The 16,609-nt window shown below is 59.1% G+C and carries 20 protein-coding genes and 1 pseudogene; 10 read left to right on the top strand and 11 right to left on the bottom strand.

Going from position 1 to position 16,609, the window contains the following annotated elements; all coding sequences use genetic code 11:
• Window positions 1-12: 12 nt before the first annotated feature.
• A complete protein-coding gene (cobF, locus tag ACNQP3_RS10660) occupies window positions 13-762 on the bottom strand; it encodes a precorrin-6A synthase (deacetylating) (protein ID WP_264317002.1) in 750 nt (249 codons plus the stop codon).
• Between the two features lie 67 nt (window positions 763-829).
• On the bottom strand, window positions 830-2,119 hold the full coding sequence (locus ACNQP3_RS10655) for an OprD family porin (RefSeq protein WP_041166466.1): 1,290 nt from the start codon (window positions 2,117-2,119) through the stop codon (window positions 830-832).
• 358 nt (window positions 2,120-2,477) lie between these two features.
• Between ACNQP3_RS10655 and ACNQP3_RS10650 the strand changes: the two genes are divergently transcribed.
• From ACNQP3_RS10650 to ACNQP3_RS10640, 3 genes are all read left to right on the top strand, one after another.
• Complete coding sequence (locus ACNQP3_RS10650; protein WP_012271789.1) at window positions 2,478-2,837, top strand: histone-like nucleoid-structuring protein, MvaT/MvaU family; 360 nt, start codon at window positions 2,478-2,480, stop codon at window positions 2,835-2,837.
• Window positions 2,838-3,062: 225 nt separating this feature from the next.
• Entirely contained in the window at window positions 3,063-3,590 is a 528-nt protein-coding gene (gloA, locus tag ACNQP3_RS10645) for a lactoylglutathione lyase (protein ID WP_012271788.1), read from the top strand.
• A gap of 97 nt (window positions 3,591-3,687) precedes the next feature.
• Window positions 3,688-3,930, top strand: coding sequence for a hypothetical protein (locus tag ACNQP3_RS10640; protein WP_012271787.1), 243 nt, complete (start codon window positions 3,688-3,690; stop codon window positions 3,928-3,930).
• Between the two features lie 64 nt (window positions 3,931-3,994).
• Here ACNQP3_RS10640 and ACNQP3_RS10635 read toward each other — a convergent pair whose 3' ends face one another.
• A complete protein-coding gene (locus ACNQP3_RS10635) occupies window positions 3,995-4,816 on the bottom strand; it encodes a shikimate 5-dehydrogenase (RefSeq protein ID WP_060515715.1) in 822 nt (273 codons plus the stop codon).
• Between the two features lie 161 nt (window positions 4,817-4,977).
• Here ACNQP3_RS10635 and ACNQP3_RS10630 point away from each other — a divergent pair, with 161 nt between their 5' ends.
• Entirely contained in the window at window positions 4,978-5,328 is a 351-nt protein-coding gene (locus tag ACNQP3_RS10630) for a hypothetical protein (RefSeq protein ID WP_012271785.1), read from the top strand.
• Window positions 5,329-5,422: 94 nt separating this feature from the next.
• Entirely contained in the window at window positions 5,423-5,605 is a 183-nt protein-coding gene (locus ACNQP3_RS10625) for a hypothetical protein (RefSeq protein ID WP_012271784.1), read from the top strand.
• A gap of 76 nt (window positions 5,606-5,681) precedes the next feature.
• On the opposite strand, the gene ACNQP3_RS10620 is transcribed toward ACNQP3_RS10625, so the two are convergent.
• Window positions 5,682-5,996, bottom strand: a complete 315-nt coding sequence (locus ACNQP3_RS10620) for a hypothetical protein (protein ID WP_012271783.1) — start codon at window positions 5,994-5,996, stop codon at window positions 5,682-5,684.
• 164 nt (window positions 5,997-6,160) lie between these two features.
• Between ACNQP3_RS10620 and ACNQP3_RS10615 the strand changes: the two genes are divergently transcribed.
• Window positions 6,161-6,985 carry a S24 family peptidase gene (locus ACNQP3_RS10615; protein WP_264317001.1) on the top strand — a complete coding sequence of 275 codons (825 nt, stop codon included), beginning with the start codon at window positions 6,161-6,163 and terminating at the stop codon, window positions 6,983-6,985.
• A gap of 38 nt (window positions 6,986-7,023) precedes the next feature.
• Here the strand turns inward: ACNQP3_RS10615 and ACNQP3_RS10610 are convergent, their stop codons facing one another.
• A complete protein-coding gene (locus ACNQP3_RS10610) occupies window positions 7,024-7,347 on the bottom strand; it encodes a DUF1654 domain-containing protein (protein ID WP_012271781.1) in 324 nt (107 codons plus the stop codon).
• A 245-nt stretch (window positions 7,348-7,592) separates the two neighbouring features.
• Here ACNQP3_RS10610 and ACNQP3_RS10605 point away from each other — a divergent pair, with 245 nt between their 5' ends.
• On the top strand, window positions 7,593-8,267 hold the full coding sequence (locus tag ACNQP3_RS10605; RefSeq protein ID WP_012271780.1) for a polysaccharide lyase family 7 protein: 675 nt from the start codon (window positions 7,593-7,595) through the stop codon (window positions 8,265-8,267).
• A gap of 190 nt (window positions 8,268-8,457) precedes the next feature.
• The gene (locus ACNQP3_RS10600) at window positions 8,458-8,694 is read left to right on the top strand and encodes a hypothetical protein (protein WP_012271779.1); all 237 of its coding nucleotides are present in this window, start codon (window positions 8,458-8,460) and stop codon (window positions 8,692-8,694) included.
• 389 nt (window positions 8,695-9,083) lie between these two features.
• On the opposite strand, the gene ACNQP3_RS10595 is transcribed toward ACNQP3_RS10600, so the two are convergent.
• From ACNQP3_RS10595 to ACNQP3_RS10575, 5 genes and pseudogenes are all read right to left on the bottom strand, one after another.
• The gene (locus ACNQP3_RS10595; RefSeq protein ID WP_264317000.1) at window positions 9,084-10,727 is read right to left on the bottom strand and encodes an acetolactate synthase large subunit; all 1,644 of its coding nucleotides are present in this window, start codon (window positions 10,725-10,727) and stop codon (window positions 9,084-9,086) included.
• Between the two features lie 99 nt (window positions 10,728-10,826).
• Window positions 10,827-11,219, bottom strand: coding sequence for a Rid family detoxifying hydrolase (locus ACNQP3_RS10590; RefSeq protein WP_012271777.1), 393 nt, complete (start codon window positions 11,217-11,219; stop codon window positions 10,827-10,829).
• 16 nt (window positions 11,220-11,235) lie between these two features.
• Window positions 11,236-11,790 carry a pyridoxamine 5'-phosphate oxidase family protein gene (locus ACNQP3_RS10585; protein ID WP_264316999.1) on the bottom strand — a complete coding sequence of 185 codons (555 nt, stop codon included), beginning with the start codon at window positions 11,788-11,790 and terminating at the stop codon, window positions 11,236-11,238.
• 53 nt (window positions 11,791-11,843) lie between these two features.
• Window positions 11,844-12,548 (bottom strand): SDR family oxidoreductase, encoded by a 705-nt coding sequence (locus ACNQP3_RS10580; protein WP_012271775.1) that lies wholly within the window; start codon window positions 12,546-12,548, stop codon window positions 11,844-11,846.
• Window positions 12,549-12,790: 242 nt separating this feature from the next.
• Window positions 12,791-13,006: pseudogene (locus ACNQP3_RS10575) on the bottom strand (transcriptional regulator CynR); the annotation flags it as partial.
• A gap of 525 nt (window positions 13,007-13,531) precedes the next feature.
• Between ACNQP3_RS10575 and pbpG the strand changes: the two are divergent.
• The gene (gene pbpG / locus ACNQP3_RS10570) at window positions 13,532-14,458 is read left to right on the top strand and encodes a D-alanyl-D-alanine endopeptidase (RefSeq protein WP_012271773.1); all 927 of its coding nucleotides are present in this window, start codon (window positions 13,532-13,534) and stop codon (window positions 14,456-14,458) included.
• A 90-nt stretch (window positions 14,459-14,548) separates the two neighbouring features.
• On the opposite strand, the gene ACNQP3_RS10565 is transcribed toward pbpG, so the two are convergent.
• A complete protein-coding gene (locus ACNQP3_RS10565) occupies window positions 14,549-14,995 on the bottom strand; it encodes a hypothetical protein (protein ID WP_012271772.1) in 447 nt (148 codons plus the stop codon).
• 174 nt (window positions 14,996-15,169) lie between these two features.
• Between ACNQP3_RS10565 and ACNQP3_RS10560 the strand changes: the two genes are divergently transcribed.
• Window positions 15,170-16,504: a lysine N(6)-hydroxylase/L-ornithine N(5)-oxygenase family protein gene (locus tag ACNQP3_RS10560; protein WP_264316998.1), complete on the top strand. Its 1,335-nt coding sequence runs from the start codon at window positions 15,170-15,172 to the stop codon at window positions 16,502-16,504.
• Window positions 16,505-16,609: the final 105 nt, after the last annotated feature.

Below are 16,609 nucleotides of genomic sequence, written 5' to 3'. Positions count from 1 at the left end.
GGGTATCGCCAACTACAGCGCCCTGCGCAAGAGGTAGGTGTCCATGATCCACCCCTTGCGCAGCCGCTCCCGCTCACGCACTTGCAGTATTTGCGCCTTCACTGCCTGCAATGGCCCGGCAATCAGTACCTCGTCCTCCGTCCCCAGGTACGCGCCCCAATAGATCATCAACGCCGGGTCATCGAGCAGGGCGAACGCGCTTTGCCCGTCGAGCATCACCACAACATTGTCGATAGGCCCATGCCCGCGCAGTCGCCGCCCCGGCAGCACGGTCAGCGGCTCACCAATGCGGTTGAGCGGCACTTGGTGGCGCGCTGCCAGAGCCTGAACGCTGCTGATGCCAGGGACTACCTGCAGGCGCAGCGCCACGCCGCGCTCGCGGACCAGGTCGAGAATACGCAGGGTGCTGTCATACAGGGTCGGCTCGCCCCACAGCAAAAAGGCGCCGGTCTCCCCGTCGCCAATTTCCTGCTCGATCAGTTGGGCATACAGCACAGCGCGCTGCCGGTGCCAGTCCTGCACCGCGCCCTGGTAGTCATCCGCCTGACCATCGCGCACAGGGTCGGCCACCTGCACCAGGCGGTAACCACCCTCGGGACGGTAGCGTTGCAGAATTGCCTTGCGCAGTTGCACCAGGTCATCCTTGTCGCGGCCCTTGTCGAGCACGAAGAACACGCAAGCGCTACGCAGCGCGTCGACTGCCTCATAAGTGACCTGGCGCGGGTCACCCGCGCCGATGCCGATCAACAACAGGTCTTTCATTGCCCTGCCCTTTGCGGGAACCAGCAGCCATTGTCAGGCGGCCACCGGTATTTGGCAAAGCGACGGCTTAGAAGATCGAGAAGTTGTAGCTGACAATGACCCGTGTTTCATCCATGTCACGTGCCCACTTTTCATAGTTGCTGCGGTAAGTGGAATTACGCAGGCGCACGCTGACATCCTTGAAAGTGCCACTTTGCACTTGGTACTTGAACTCAGTGTCGCGTTCCCATTCCTTACCTTCGGCACTGCTGCCCGGCACCTTGATGGAGTCGCCATTGATATAACGGGTGAAGAAGGTCAGGCCAGGCACCCCCAGTGCCTTGAAGTCGTAGTCATAGCGCACTTGCCAGGAACGCTCCTGGGCGGCGGCGAAGTCGTTGACCTGGGCATAGTTGACCAGGTATGGGTTGCTGCCATCCAGATACGGCATGGCGCTGTCGCCATACATGCGCTGCCAGCCGGCACTCACCTTGTGGCCACCCAGGCTGTAGCCAAGCATGCCGCTGAACGCGCGGTGGTCGATTGCGCCGGCACGGGCATTGCCGATGTCATCGCTCTTGATCAGGCGCAGGTCGGCAGACAGGCTACCCACTGCCAGCGGCTGGCTGGCCACCAGGCCGAGGAAGTGCTGGCGATAGATGTTTTCCAGCTTGGCGACCTGGTACTGGGCGCTGATCCGCTCGTTGAAACGGTAATCGACACCGGCCAGGTCGAAGTGGTCGGCTTCGGTATCGCAGGCATAGCGCTTGTTCTTGCAGTGCACGCGAATGTCCTGGCGGTCGGTAGAGTCCCGAGCGGTATATTTGTCCAGCCGCGCCACGGTGAACTTCAGGTTGCGCAATTCTTCGGAGGTGAGCATGGCGCCGTGGAACATGGTCGGCAGCAGGCGGCCATCGTTGTACTTGAGCAACGGCACATCCGGCATCATCGAACCGTACTTGAGCACGGTGTTGGAAACCTTGACCTTGGCCGCCAGGCCCATCTTCGCGTACTGGTCGGCAGAGCCGCGCGGATCATGCCCGGAAGACGGCAGCAAACCACTGTTACTGTCGGCAGGGCTGGAATCCAGTTTGAAGCCGAACATGCCCAGCGCATCAACACCAAAGCCTACCGGCCCTTGCGTATAACCCGACTGCACATTGAGGATGAAGCCTTGTGCCCATTCTTCGCGCTTGGACGCGCCCTGGCTGGAACTGCTGTGGCCGTCCCGGAAATCCCGGTTGAAATAGACATTGCGTGCTTCGACCTTGGCACTACTGTCTTCAAGAAAACCGGCGGCCTGGGCGTTGACGCCGGCACACAACAGGAACAGGCCGGCAACACGACGCCCAGGGGCGTGAGGGAAAGGGGCAAACATGCGAGAGAACATCCAGAATGAAGACAAGTTAACAACCTGTGGCGCGCGTTGGCCACGGTACTGCGGGAGCCGAACAATAGCCGACCATCATCTGAAATGATCGCGCAAAGGCTCTGGAACGGGCCATTGGACCATGGTCTAAGCACCTTGAGGGGCAGCCGGAAAAAAGCCGTGAAATAGCGCACGCAAAACTAGGAAAGTTCCCGTATTACTTATAAAAAGTTAGCGGTTTACCCAGTACCCATGAATGACTACACTCGATATCAGCGAACAGCAAATCCCACCCGCGTGGCCGGCGTTTTACGCTTATTCAATGTTCGTCACGCCCTGCCACGACTGACGTACAGGAGTGATTACAGTGTCCAGACTTGCAGAGTTTCGTGCTGCCGAAAAAGCGCTCCAGGAACAGATGGCGCAACTGGAAGCGTTGAAAAAGGATGCCGGCCTCAAACGCGAAATCGAATTCGAGCAGAAACTAGTCGGCCTGATGAAAAGCTATGACAAGAGCCTGCGCGATATCATCGCCATCCTCGACCCCAAGGCAGTAGCCCGCGCTTCCAGCGCAGCGCCCAAGCAACAACGCCGCCCGCGCGTGGTAAAGGTGTACCAGAACCCACACACCGGCGAGCGAATCGAGACCAAAGGCGGCAACCACCGCGGCCTCAAGGCCTGGAAAGAACAGTACGGGGCCGCCACCGTGGAAAGCTGGGTACGCTGATGAAACGTCCACACCTGCTTCACACTTTTTTCACAAAGGCTGGCTCAGTATCGAGACAGCTAAAGGACTAGCGACCCCATCACGCGCCCGCACATGCGGGCCTCTAATTCCAGCGCCCTGCCTTGTGCAGGGCGCTTTCATTTGCGCAATCGGCGCACTGCCGTATCATGGCCAGCCTGTCTGTTTTGCCGGCGCCCTGCGCCCGGCCCCGTCTCAGGAGTTCCCATGAGCCTGCACGATCTGCAAACCCTGCCTGGCGTCACCGCGCAACCTGACGCCGCCACCGCCCAGTTCGTCTTCAACCACACCATGCTGCGGGTCAAGGACATCGAGAAGTCGCTGGACTTCTACACCCGCGTCCTGGGCTTCCGCCTGGTCGACAAGCGTGATTTCCCAGAAGCCGCGTTCAGCCTTTACTTCCTGGCCTTGGTCGATCCGGCGCAGATTCCCGCCGATGACACCGCACGCCACCAATGGATGAAGTCGATCCCTGGCGTGCTGGAGCTGACCCACAACCACGGCACCGAAAACGATGCCGAGTTTGCCTACCACAACGGCAACACCGACCCGCGCGGTTTTGGCCACATCTGCATTTCGGTGCCCGACGTACGCGCCGCTTGCGCGCGCTTCGAAGCACTGGATGTACCGTTCCAGAAACGCCTGCAGGATGGGCGTATGAACCACCTGGCGTTCGTCAAGGACCCGGACGGTTACTGGGTCGAAGTGATCCAGCCAACCGAACTCAAAGGGTAAGCGTTCGTCGCGGCTCGCTCGTCGGGCCGGGAACTCCCGGCCCCTTGCTGTGGTATATGAAGGTAACCGCTTCACATGCCACAGCGAGGTAAGGACGATGCAATCTCTTCACTGTGAATACCGCGAGCACACCATCACCGCCAGCGTGATGCCCCATCCTGACTCCCCCCTGCCCTATGCCGCCGGCTGCCTGATCACCACACCCGACGGGCACACCAGCAAGCGTCTGTCGATGCCGATGCAGTTTTTCTCCGACCTTGAAAATGCTCAGCATGTGTCGCTGGCCCATGGCCGGGCGTTGGTCGACCATCAGTTGGATGACGGGCACAAGGTGTTCTGACCCTGTCTTATCCTGTACTGGCCCTTTCGCGGCTAAAGCTGCGAAAGGGCCAGTACAGCAATAATCAGATATCCCGGGCGTACGCCACCGCAGCGTCTACCTGCGCCCGCGTCGGCCTTACCCCGGTGTACAGCACAAACTGCTCCAGCGCCTGCAGCGCAATGACCTCCAGCCCAGTGATCACCGGCTTGCCCAACGCTTGGGCCTGGCGGATCAGCGGCGTTTGCGCCGGCATCGCTACCACATCGAATACCCGCTCCGCTGCCGCAATGGCCTGCTCGGAAAACGCCAGCACATCTGCCTCTGGCCCGCCCGCCATACCGATCGGTGTCACGTTCACCAGCATTGGCGGGCAGATGTCGCCCAGCTGTGGCAACCAGCGGTAACCGCACACATCCGCCAGCTGCCGCCCGGCCTGCTCGTTGCGCGCAACGATGATGCCTTCGGCAAACCCGGCATCGCGCAGGGCACTGGCCACGGCCTTGGCCATCCCCCCACTGCCACGCAGGGCAAACGCGGTGCCTGGGTCGACCTGGTGCTGCGCCAGCAACTGACGCACAGCCAGGTAATCGGTGTTGTAAGCCTTCAAGTGGCCATTGCTGTTGACCAGGGTATTGACCGATTCAATGGCTTGCGCTGACGGGTCGATTTCATCGACCAAGGCCATGCAGGCCTCCTTGTATGGCATCGACACCCCACAGCCGCGAATACCCAGCGCGCGGATACCCGCCACCGCCGCCGGCAGGTCATCGGTGCGCATGGCCTTGTAGTAAAAGTCCAAACCCAGCTGCTGGTAGAGGTGGTTGTGAAAGCGCACGCCGAAGGTACCAGGGCGGCCGGCCAAGGAAATGCACAGCACGGTATCTCTGCTGGGAGTTGTCGACATAACCTGCTCCATAGTCATAACTGAAACGTTTGTTCAGCGTAACAGAGGCAACCACTGGTCGTCCCTTACACAACCTTTACCGTTCCCCTGTGCTCAGCTGACGGAGACTGGAGTCATAGTAATAAGGCCCCAAGCGTGGGGTTTTCCTGCGAGGTTGTTTTATGAACCGTCACATTCCCGGAATCGCCCTGCTGGTCGGTGCCTTGGCCATCAGCGGGCCTGCTGCAGCCCACGGCGGTTATGGCCATGGCGGCGGTGGTTGGTATGGGCCAGGCCCCCTGCTAGGTGCTGCCGTGGTCGGTGCCGTGGTTGGGGCGACGGTTTATGGCGGGCGTGACCGCACCGTGTACGTCGAACGCCAGCCAGTCTATTACGCGCCTCCCCCGGTGTACGTGCAACCGCCACCACAGCCGGTGTACTACCAGCCGTACTACGCACCCGCGCCACCGCCCCCAGGCTACCGCCCTTATTACGGCCCGCCACCGGTGTACTACGGCCCGCCACGCTGGTAACGGTTGATAGAACTAATGACCACTATCGAGGAAGTTGATTTCAAAGCGTTCCGGCTGCTGCGTATGGTAGAGCCATGTTTCACAGGAGGTCCTCATGGCCACTATTCAGATCATGTCCGTTGTCGGTAGCGCCGTCCCCGTTTCACTGCGTGAACAGGGCCTGTTGGCATGCTGGTACCTGGTGCGTAACGGTGAGGCCGTGAGCGGCCCGATGCCGACGCTTGCCTCGGCCCAGGCCCTGGTTGAGCAGTTGCAACCCGGCACCCTGGTCGCCTGACCCGAATTTGTTGTGCGTTGCTCCCTACGCCCTTGTGCCCGCCAATCTGGCGGGCTTTTTTTTGCTTGGGCCACCCTCAGGGATGAGGGCTGCGACCAGACTGGTTGGTCAGGGCCATGACCTTGCCTTGCAGCCGCCCCACGGTCATCACCAGTTCGTTTCGCTCCTTGGCGAGCTGATCAGCTTTAGCCTCTGCCTCTCTTCGGGCGTCCCGTTCGATGTCCAGCAGTTCTGTCAGGCGGTGGATGACCGCAATATCCGCACTGTCCATCGCGCGGTCGACCGCATCCCTGGACAACCACTTGCGCAGCCACAGAAATGCACCCAGCAAAACAGTACCCGTACCGCTCAGCCAAGTGACTGTGCCCGGGCCGAGGTCGGTCGGATCCATGTGAACCTCATTACAGATGATGATGTGATAAGCCTTGGAGAAAATTGCCTCGGTGGCTTTCCTTGTTCGCCCATTTAATTTAGCCTACAGCTAACATTGCCACAAGGGCCAATTTAGCCATGCGCATATTTAGCAGCCAGCTAAACACTGGCATGCTTCACCCCATGGATATTTACGAAATTCGCAAGCTCAACCTGATCAAGCTGATCGGTAGCCAGAGGAAAGGATCCTGCGCAGAGCGCTGGGGGATGGCGCCTGCCCATCTGAGCCAGATCCTTTCCGACAAGACCGCGAAGAACCTGGGTGATGACGTGGCCCGTCGCATCGAGGGCATCGAAGGTTTGCCACGGGGTTGGTTCGATGCGGTGACGCCAGGCGAGCACACGCAAGTTGGCGTCGAGGTGGCTGACAGCAAGCTTTCTGCAGCCGACCTGGTCAAGCAGATGCTGGCAAGAAGCGGTAAAGGTATCCCCGAAGAAACCCGGCAACGGTTGCTGGCCGCTGCGCAAGAGCCAGCAGATACCCCACTGGTGAAGACTGAGCGGGTTCGCCCTGGCCTGGTCGGTGATGAAGTGTGGATTGCCCATTACGACGTGCGGGCAGCCATGGGTGGCGGCCAGATCCCCCACGATTACCCCGAGATGTTCAAGGACATTCGCGTCAGCCCCAGCCACCTGCGCGAACTGGGCGTAGCGTTCAGTGAGCACCACCATCTGAAAATGGTAACGGGCTGGGGCCAGTCGATGGAGCCAACCATCAAGCACCGCGACCCGCTGATCGTCGATGTCAGCATCCGCGAGTTCGTTGGCGATGGCATCTATTTCTTCTCCTGGGGCGACCACATCTACATCAAGCGGCTGCAAATCGCGGATGAGGAGCATTTCGAGATGATCTCCGACAACTCGCGACACAAAGACCGCATGATTCGCCAGGAAGAGACTTACATACAGGCCAGGGTGCTACTGGTGTGGAATGCCCACCTTGTGTAAAGCGAAGCCCGCCCTCCACGGCGGGCTTTTTCTGATGCTCAGAAAGGTGCCGCCTCCTCGACCTGCTGCTCGCTGTCCTGCTCAACCAAGAAATCGTCACGCTCTTCCACGCTGCTGCGCTCCCAGCGCACTGTCACACTCTCGTCATCGTTGAAGGTCAGGTCCAGTTCGGGTGTTTCCGACAGCAGGCCCATTACCTCCTCCCACTCCCTGTCACCGTCAGTATCCAGGCGATGCACCACAACCCAGCGCTGAGTCTGCGCAAGCGGGTGGTTGATCATTGACGACACCCGCAGGCTAAGCCGCTCTATTCCGGTCATCTCCTGGCGCAGCTGGGGCTCTGACTTCATGTGCTTGGACATATTCCCATCCTGAAGGCTGTATGTTTGTACAGTATTAAAGGAAAGCTTATCTCACTGCCAAATCCAGCGTAAAGCCCCATTGCGGAAAAATTTCGCCCGCGGGTAATTATTCTTCAAGCGAAATTTATTTAGCCAAAAGCTATTGACTGATATTTAGCTTATGGCTAACTTTGGCGTCGGCAACCACTTCCCGGTCGCCAGATCACTCCACCATTCAACCCCAGCTTTTTCTAAGGAGCAGCCCCATGGCCGTAGACATCAGCAAGCTCACCATTGCCACCCCGATAGCGGTTTCCTCAACCAATCCGGTTGCCCTGGAAGTCAACGGCGCCGAAGCAATTGCCCGCTTCCCGAGCATCGTGAAGGTGCTCAGCGATGGTTCGATCCAGTTTTCAGCCCCCACCAAAGGGGCTTCGAGCAAAAGCACTCACAGGACCCGCTGCGAGTGGACAGAAACGGAAGACTGGACGCTGGCCAGCGCCCAGGATCACTGGAATCGCCAGACAATGACGCTGACCAAGGTAAACGCGGCGCAGAAGGTGGTCATCGCCCAGATGCACGTGCGTGGGGATGACAGCCCGCCGGTGAAAGTGTTCTGGAACAAGGGCAACATCACCCTGGGCTTTCGACGCACCTACAACCAGACAGACCCTGTGAACTCAACGGTTTTGAAGGGGGTGCCGCTAGGGGAGAAGTTCAATATCAGCATCCACACCACGGCTGACGGCGTGGTCAATGTGACAGCCAAATGCAATGGGGTATCCGGCACATCGGGCGATTTGCAGCTCGACAGTACCTGGGCTTCACGCCTGTTCGAGTTCCACGGCGGGGTCTACAACCAGGTCGACTACACCGCTGCAACGCCCGCCGACGAAGGCTCGATCTGCATCATCAGCGAGCTCTCGCTCATCCATCGCTGAGCGCCGAGCGCCGGCAAGACATTCCGATGCGCCTCCCCCATCACACGGGTTGCATCGGGATGCCAGCCATCCCTCAGTTCATGGCGGATAGCCGTGACACGCCACGCCATTGATTAGTCTCGATGAGTCATATTGTTGCCTTCCCGCTCTCAGACTAATAATTAGATATCTGCCTGGGGAGGCGCGTGACATGCAACCAAGATTCGTTATCGTTCCTGCTGTGCCGGTGGAAGGCGAGTCCTTCCGCATCGGCAACCGGTTCTACGCCGCGACCACTTCGGGCGGCTTCGACCTCTACGACAACCAGGAAAAACAACGGCTCAAGCACGGCTTTATAAACAAGTCACAAGCTGCGGCTGCGTGCGACCTGATGAACAGCGAATCACGCAATCCGCTAGAACTGTTCCCGATACTGCGTACAGATTGATACGCCTGCAGCCTGGAACATGGCCGCGCCGGTCGGCCATTCAGTCAGGGGCTCGCAAAACAGCCCCACGCGCCTCTGCGGGCCCGGTACTTCATTGTTTGCCGTTCGGCACCGTCATCAAGCTACCAACGATGAGTACGGCAGCAGGTCCGATGAGCCAACTGACGCTCGTTCCTGGGCTGACAACCGGCACGATAACAGTCACTGTGAACAGGGCCATGCCTGACCAGAACCGCCTCCGTGGTGTAAGCCACGCTCGAATCCTTTCCAGCCCTCTGCCCATTCTCGCTCTCCTTATCTGTGGGTGGCGAAGCATAACCTTGCCTTTGTTTGTCAGCCAGACGCTTCGCCACCACGCTGAATCGGCGATCAGCTAGAACAAGACGGCTTCACACCGCCGCGCTGCGCTCGCGCAGATCAATGTTCAATATACGGTCGTTATCGCTGTAGTCGACCGGACAATCAATCACGTGCACCCCTGGGTTGGAGACACAGTGGTCAAGCAGCGGAATCAACGAGTCGGCACTTTCTACGCGATACCCATTGGCGCCATAAGCTTCGGCGTATTTGACGAAGTCCGGGTTGCCGTAGTCCAGGCCGAAATCGGTGAAGCCCATGTTGGCCTGCTTCCAGCGGATCATGCCGTAGCCGTCGTCACGCAGGATCACCACGGTGATGTGCATGCCCAGACGTACCGCCGTTTCCAGCTCCTGGCTGTTCATCATGAAGCCGCCGTCACCGCACACCGAAATCACCGGGCGGTCCGGGTGCACCAGGTGCGCGGCCATCGCCGATGGCAAGCCCGCGCCCATGGTCGCCAGGGCGTTGTCCAGCAGCACGGTGTTGGGTTTGTGCGCCTTGTAGTTACGGGCGAACCAGATCTTGTAGATGCCGTTGTCCAGGGCAACGATGCCTTCGGACGGCAGTACACGACGGATGTCGGCCACCAGGCGCTGCGGGTAGACCGGGAAGCGGTTATCGTCGGCGCCTTCGGCGATCTGTGCTTCGTTGGCTTCACGAATGGCCATCAGGCGGGTGAAGTCCCAGTGCGACGTGTCGTTCAGCGCTTCGCTGATCTGCCACACGGCGTTGGCAATGTCGCCGATCACTTCAACCTGCGGGAAGTACACGGCATCGACTTCGGCGGCACGGAAGTTGATGTGGATGACCTCGGTGCCGCCGCGAACCATGAAGAACGGCGGCTTCTCGATCACGTCGTGGCCGATGTTGATGATCAGGTCGGCGGCTTCGATTGCACGGTGTACAAAGTCACCGGACGAAAGCGCAGCATTACCGAGGAAGCAGGGATGGCGCTCGTCGACCACACCTTTGCCCAATTGGGTTGTGATGAACGGGATTCGAGTCTCGTCGATCAGTTGCTTGAGGACTTTGGCAGTCATCTTGCGGTTCGCACCGGCACCGATCACCAAGATAGGGTTGCGGGCTCTGTGCAGCCTCTCAACCGCCGCTTCGATTGCCTTGTGCTCGGCTAACGGTCGACGGTGGAGGCTCTGAGGGATCGGTAACGCATCGGTCTGCTCGGCCGCGATGTCTTCCGGCAGCTCCAGGTGTACCGCCCCCGGCTTTTCTTCTTCGGCCAGGCGGAAGGCTTCGCGCATGCGCGACGGGATGTTGTCGGCCGAGGCGAACTGGTGGGTGTACTTGGTGATGGGGTCCATCATGCCGCACACGTCAATGATCTGGAAGCGGCCCTGCTTGGACTTCTTGATCGGCTTCTGCCCGGTGATCATCATCATCGGCATGCCGCCCAGGTAGGCATAGGCGCTGGCGGTGACCAGGTTGGTGGCGCCAGGGCCGAGGGTCGACAGGCTGACGCCGGTCTTGCCGGTCAGGCGGCCGTAGGTGGCAGCCATGAAACCTGCAGACTGCTCGTGACGGGTCAGTACCAGCTTGATCTTCGACTTGCGCAGGGATTCGAGCAGGTCGAGGTTTTCCTCACCAGGAATGCCGAACACGTACTCAACACCTTCACTTTCCAAACATTGCACAACGAGATCAGCTGCCTTGGCCATCTATTTGCCCTGCCACTATCGAGAGTGAGCCACGCGAGCAGGTGACGAAACATCTGCCCGGTGCTGAATGAGTTTTATGATAAAGAGGAAACTTGCGGATTATGCTGTTTTTCGAGGAAGCACTAAGGTGGCGTCAATAGCAACCAAAGCATTCAACGCGAGCGCCGATACACCCACGGTAGCTCGTGCTGGGTAAGGCGCTTCAAAGTAACGGCCCATTATTTCGTTCACGACACCAAAGTGCGAGAGTTCCGTGAGGTAAATAGTGAGCTTTCCTACGTCAGAAAAACTACCGCCTGCGGCTTGTGCTACTGACTGGAGGTTCTCGAATACCTGAATGGTTTGGGCTTCAATGCCTTGGGCCAATTCCATCTTTTCAGGGTGAAGCGCGATTTGCCCTGTCAAGAACACCAACTCACCCATGTGGACTGCTTGCGAATACGGGCCAATAGCTTTCGGCGCCTGGTCACTGTGGATAGCGATTCTGCTCATTAAAAATGATCCTGCCTTAGGGAGCGATCCAACCCGCCTGCCAATGGTCGCCTTGCAAAATGAAGCGTGCCCGTTGGTGGATATCCTGGGTAAGATCGAGCCACTCTATTTGTCGTAGGTGGACAGCCAGTAAAGTGAAATTCTTGAAACCATCCATGTGCGTTTCATAAGCTGTTGAAGGTGAAGAAATAGCCTCACCGGGTATGCGTCCATGGCGAAAGAGCGCTTGAGTTCGTCCTCGTGCCTGCTCCCAGTGCCTGGCAAGGAGCGACACATCCGACAACAGTTCACCTAGGCCTTCAACCCGAAGTTGACGCTTGCCAGACGGGTCGACGGAGGTCATGCCGACTCTAGGTTCGGCCAGTATCTCTGCAAGTTTCGCCGAGCGCTTGTCCACATAAAAGATGATCGACTTCGTAGACGCATCCGCATGTCGCAAGACAACAGTGCTTACTTTAGGTTGCCCTTCAGTGTTGACGGTAGCCAGTTGCATCAAACGAAATGGATTTGGAATACCGCCAACAGGTATGGATAAATCTGACCATACCTTAGCCAATATCAGATCAAGCATGACAATCGCCCAAAATGAAAAAGGGCCGCGTACTGCGTGCGGCCCGGAGGCATTCAGACGCTGCGGGTAACGCCGCCGTCGACCTTGATGTTCTGGCCGGTAATGTAGGCTGCCCCTTCGCTTGCGAGGAAGGCGATAGTGGCGGCAATTTCCTCACTGGTGCCATAGCGCTTGAGCGGCACACCTTCTCGACGCTGTTCGGTAGCTGGGAGGCTGTCGATCCAACCAGGCAGCACGTTATTAATGCGAATGTTGTCAGCGGCGTACTTGTCAGCATAGATTTTGCTGAACGACGCCAAACCGGCACGGAAAACTGCCGAGGTAGGGAAGAGTTCGCTTGGCTCGAACACCCATGCAGTGGAAATGTTGATGATTGCACCACCGTTCTGGCGCTGCATGTACGGGGTCACCAGCCTCACAGGACGAATTACGTTGAGCAGGTATGTCTCCATACCCTGGTGCCAGTCTTCGTCGCTGATCTCAAGGATCGGTGCCCGCGGACCATGGCCGGCGCTGTTGACCAACACATCGATACGGCCCCATTTATGAATGACTGCGTCGACGAGGCGCTGCAGATCTTCATTTGACTGGTTACTGCCGGTTACGCCAATGCCGCCTAATTCCTGCGCCAGGGCCTCGCCCTTGCCAGATGAAGAGAGAATACCGACCTTGAAGCCATCGGCAGCCAATCTACGTGCTGCCGCCGCTCCCATGCCGCTACCACCGGCAGTGACTATTGCTACTTTTTCTACTGACATACATCCTCCTGAGTGAGGCGTGGACGGGTTGTTGGTGAAATGAGACTAGCACCGCTCAGCACCGCTCAGAGAGACAGCAACCCTTCTTCATGCCAGTAGATAATCTATAGTCTTGTTTGTTCAAGCAGCCAAATTCGAACGATATCGAGGGCCGCCTGCGGGTGAGCGTTTCGTGGCCAGGCCAGAAAATAGGCATTGTCCTAGCTCGTCGGCGGCTACCCGAAAATTCAAATGACGGGCTGCTACGCCATCTGAGTGGAGCAGCCTGGCGCCTCAAGGTGCTTGGCCACTTTTATCGCCAGTTCGACAAAGGCCCTCGCTGCAGCCGTTTGGTAAGCCCCTTTTCGTTGCATCAGAACAGCAGTGCGTTGCAAGCGCTGCTGGTCCGGCTCGATAGCGACCAACTGCTCGTGAGCCAGGGCGATGGTGGCCGGCAACAAGGTCGAGAGCGTGGTCCGGCCGTTTGGATCGAGGGCGGCGTGATAGCGACCGTAGCACTACAGCGCCGCTACTTAGATCCGCGCTGCCAGCGCATCAACGCTTTGTCGTGCAACTCAGCCGGCCAAGCGCTGAAAAGCAGGTACATACCAGGGCCACCTACCCAAGCCCAGTTGCTGCTTGGCCACACTATCGTCGCAGCGATCCAGGCTACGATCAGCGCTATCCCGGTGCGCCGACGGCGCCTTGGCGTGAGCCACTCTTGCAAAGCCTTATGTCTCTCCCGCAACCTCATTACCACTCTCCCTGTTTGGTAAGCGGCGAGCATACCACCAAGAAACAATTCCGCTGACGACTGGGCCGATTTGCGAATCTGGAAAAGTACGTGATTGGTTAAAAATTGGTACAGGATTAAATATCGTTCACTTTGCGCCCTTTAGTCATAAGGCATTCGACAGCAATTCAGCCATACTCCAGAATGCATCGGTTTTAGGGGGAAAACCCTTGCACAGCCAACGACATACCAACTTTTAGTGAGCCTCAACGTGAAAACATCCCTGTCCATCCTCAGCCTGCTGCTGTTGCTCACAGGTACCGCGACCCTTCCGTCGACTGCTGCTGCACAACCCCCGGTCCAGGCTCAACGAGACCCGTCCAAGCTGCACCTGGCTTCAGGCAGTGCCCTGCTGATCGACCTGAACAGCAACCAGGAATTGTATTCGAGCCACGCCGACCGCGTGGTGCCGATCGCCTCGGTAACCAAGCTGATGACAGCGATGGTGGTGCTGGATGCCAAGCTGCCCATGGATGAAATGCTCACCATGACCATCGCCAACAACCCGGAAATGAAAGGCGTGTATTCGCGCGTGCGCCTGGGCAGCCAGCTCGACCGCCGCGAAACCTTGCTGATTACCCTGATGTCGTCGGAAAACCGTGCGGCCAACAGCCTGGCCAACGCCTACCCCGGCGGCTACCCGGCGTTCATCAAGGCCATGAATGCCAAGGCCCGCAGCCTGGGTATGGCACACACCCGCTATGTTGAGCCGACTGGCCTGTCGACGCAGAACGTGTCCACCGCACGCGACCTGGCCAAGCTGCTGATGGCCTCGCGCAAGTACCCGATGCTGAGCGAGCTGTCGACCACCCGCGAAAAGACCGTGGCCTTCCGCAAGCCCAACTACACCCTGGGCTTCCGTAACACCGACCACCTGGTGAACAAGAGCAACTGGGACATCAAGCTGACCAAGACCGGCTTCACCAACGAGGCCGGGCATTGCCTGGTGTTGCTGACCCGCATGGACAATCGCCCGGTGGCCATGGTCATTCTCGATGCCTTCGGCAAGTACACCCACTTCGCCGATGCCAGCCGCATGCGTCAGTGGCTGGAAACCGGTGCCGCCAAGCCGGCGCCAGCAGTGGCCATGCAGTACAAGGCGGACCGGCAGAGCAAGGGCCGCTTGGTGACCGAATAACCACTACCTGCTACTACGCGCGTGTCTGACGGCGCGGCCCATCGCGACACATGGCCGCTCCTACTGGGACTGCGCATGCCGGCGGGATGATCAGGCCGTGGCGCTGACCATCCCGCCGGCACTGCTGCCACCCTCTTGCTGCAACAGCTCCAGCAATTGCGCCGTGGCTGCCATGATCTGCCCATTGATGGTGGCAATGCTCGCCTGCTTGGCGCCCACCGCAGCCGCCTTGGCGGCCTCGTCCATCTTGCTGTTCTGCAGCGCAGCCAATTGCTTCTGCTCTTCAGCCAGTTGTTTCTGCAGATCCTTGATCAGCTGACGCAGCTCGGTCACGGCCTGCGACTCGCCACTGTCTTCAGTGTCGGTGGATTGCGCCTGGCTACCCGCTGAAACTTTCATGCTGTCACTGCTGATGCTCAGTGGCCCCAGTGCCTCACCGGCCTGTTTTGCCTGTTCGCGTTCAGTCGCTGCGTTGGCGCTCAGCGTCTGCGCTGAAACGCCGTTGATCATCAGGTTGCTTGCCGTTATTCCGCTCATGTCGATTCCTTGCCAAAAAGATCGGTCCTTGCCGTAACCACCCTATCGGCCGCCTCATGCAGTTCTTGAGCCCGCTTAAATTCCCCCCCGCCTGGCTCGTTCCAACTCATGTACTTGCGCAGGAGCCGGAGCCCCGGCGGGCGTCCATATTCGACCATTCAGGGAATCGCAGCCATGAGCCAGCCCTCACAGCAGGAAACCATCAAAGATCTGATCGGCGTGGGCTTCGGCCCTTCCAACCTGGCCTTGGCCATCGCCCTGGAAGAACTCGCCGAGTCTCAGGGCCATGCCCTCGACGCACTGTTCATCGACAAGCAACAAGACTACCGCTGGCACGGCGAAACCCTGGCCACCCAGAGCGAGCTGCAGATCTCGTTCCTGAAAGACCTGGTGTCACTGCGCAACCCCACCAGCCCCTACAGCTTCGTCAACTACCTGCATCAGAAGCAGCGCCTGGCCGACTTCATCAACCTCGGCACCTTCTACCCCTGCCGCCTGGAGTACAACAACTACCTGCGCTGGGCCGCCGAGCATTTCGCTACCCAGGCGGTGTATGGCCAGGAAGTGTTGCGCATCGAACCGGAATTGAATGCCGGCCGGGTCGAGCACCTGCGCCTGGTTTCACGTGACGCGCAAGGCCGCGAATACAGCCGCCGCACCCGCTCGGTGGTGGTCGGCAGCGGCGGCACGCCGAAAATCCCGGAAAAGTTCGGCGCCTTCAAGGACGACCCACGGGTGTTCCACCACTCCCAGTACCTGAGCAGCCTGAACAAGCTGCCGTGCACCGACGGTAAACCCATGCGCATCGCCGTGATCGGCTCAGGCCAGAGCGCCGCTGAGGCGTTCATCGATCTCAATGACAGCTACCCGTCGGTCAAGGTCGACATGATCCTGCGCGGGTCGGCCCTCAAACCCGCCGACGACAGCCCGTTCGTCAACGAGATCTTCTCACCGGACTACACCGACCTGGTCTACAACGAACCGGCCGACCAGCGCAGCAAATTGCTGGGCGAGTACCACAACACCAACTACTCGGTGGTCGACCTCAACCTGATCGAGCGCATCTACGGCATCCTTTACCGTCAGAAGGTCGCCCACCAGCACCGCCACAACGTGCTATGCCGGCGCCAGGTGGAAGCGGTGGTGGCCACCCGCGAAGGCCTGGAACTGACCTTGCGCGACCTTGCCACCGGCCAGCAGCAAACCCACCGCTACGATGCCGTGATCCTCGCCACCGGTTACGAGCGCCGCTCGCACCGTGACCTGCTGGCGCCACTGGCCGGTTATCTGGAGGACTTCAGCGTCGACCGCAACTACCGTGTACTGGCCAGCCCCGACCTGCAGGCCTCTGTTTACTTGCAGGGCTTCTGCGAAAACAGCCACGGCCTGAGTGACACGCTGCTTTCAGTGCTGCCGGCCCGCGCTGCGGAAATTGGCCGGGCGCTGTACCAGGACCTGGCGCAGCTGCACGGCAAGCCGCAAGCGGCGGTAGCCCTGACCCGCGCCTGAGCCCTCTGCAACAAGCCTTCAAGGCCGGACTGACGCCGCGTGCGCCGTCCGGCCTTCGTCTTTTGAAACATTTGCTTTCATTTTAAAAGGCAGGTTTTCAATTCT

The sequence above is a fragment of the Pseudomonas sp. LFS074 genome, from assembly GCF_047978165.1.
GTDB lineage: Bacteria > Pseudomonadota > Gammaproteobacteria > Pseudomonadales > Pseudomonadaceae > Aquipseudomonas > Aquipseudomonas putida_P.
Note: the sequence above shows the minus strand (reverse complement) of the source record. Positions and strands in the feature narration are given on the sequence as shown.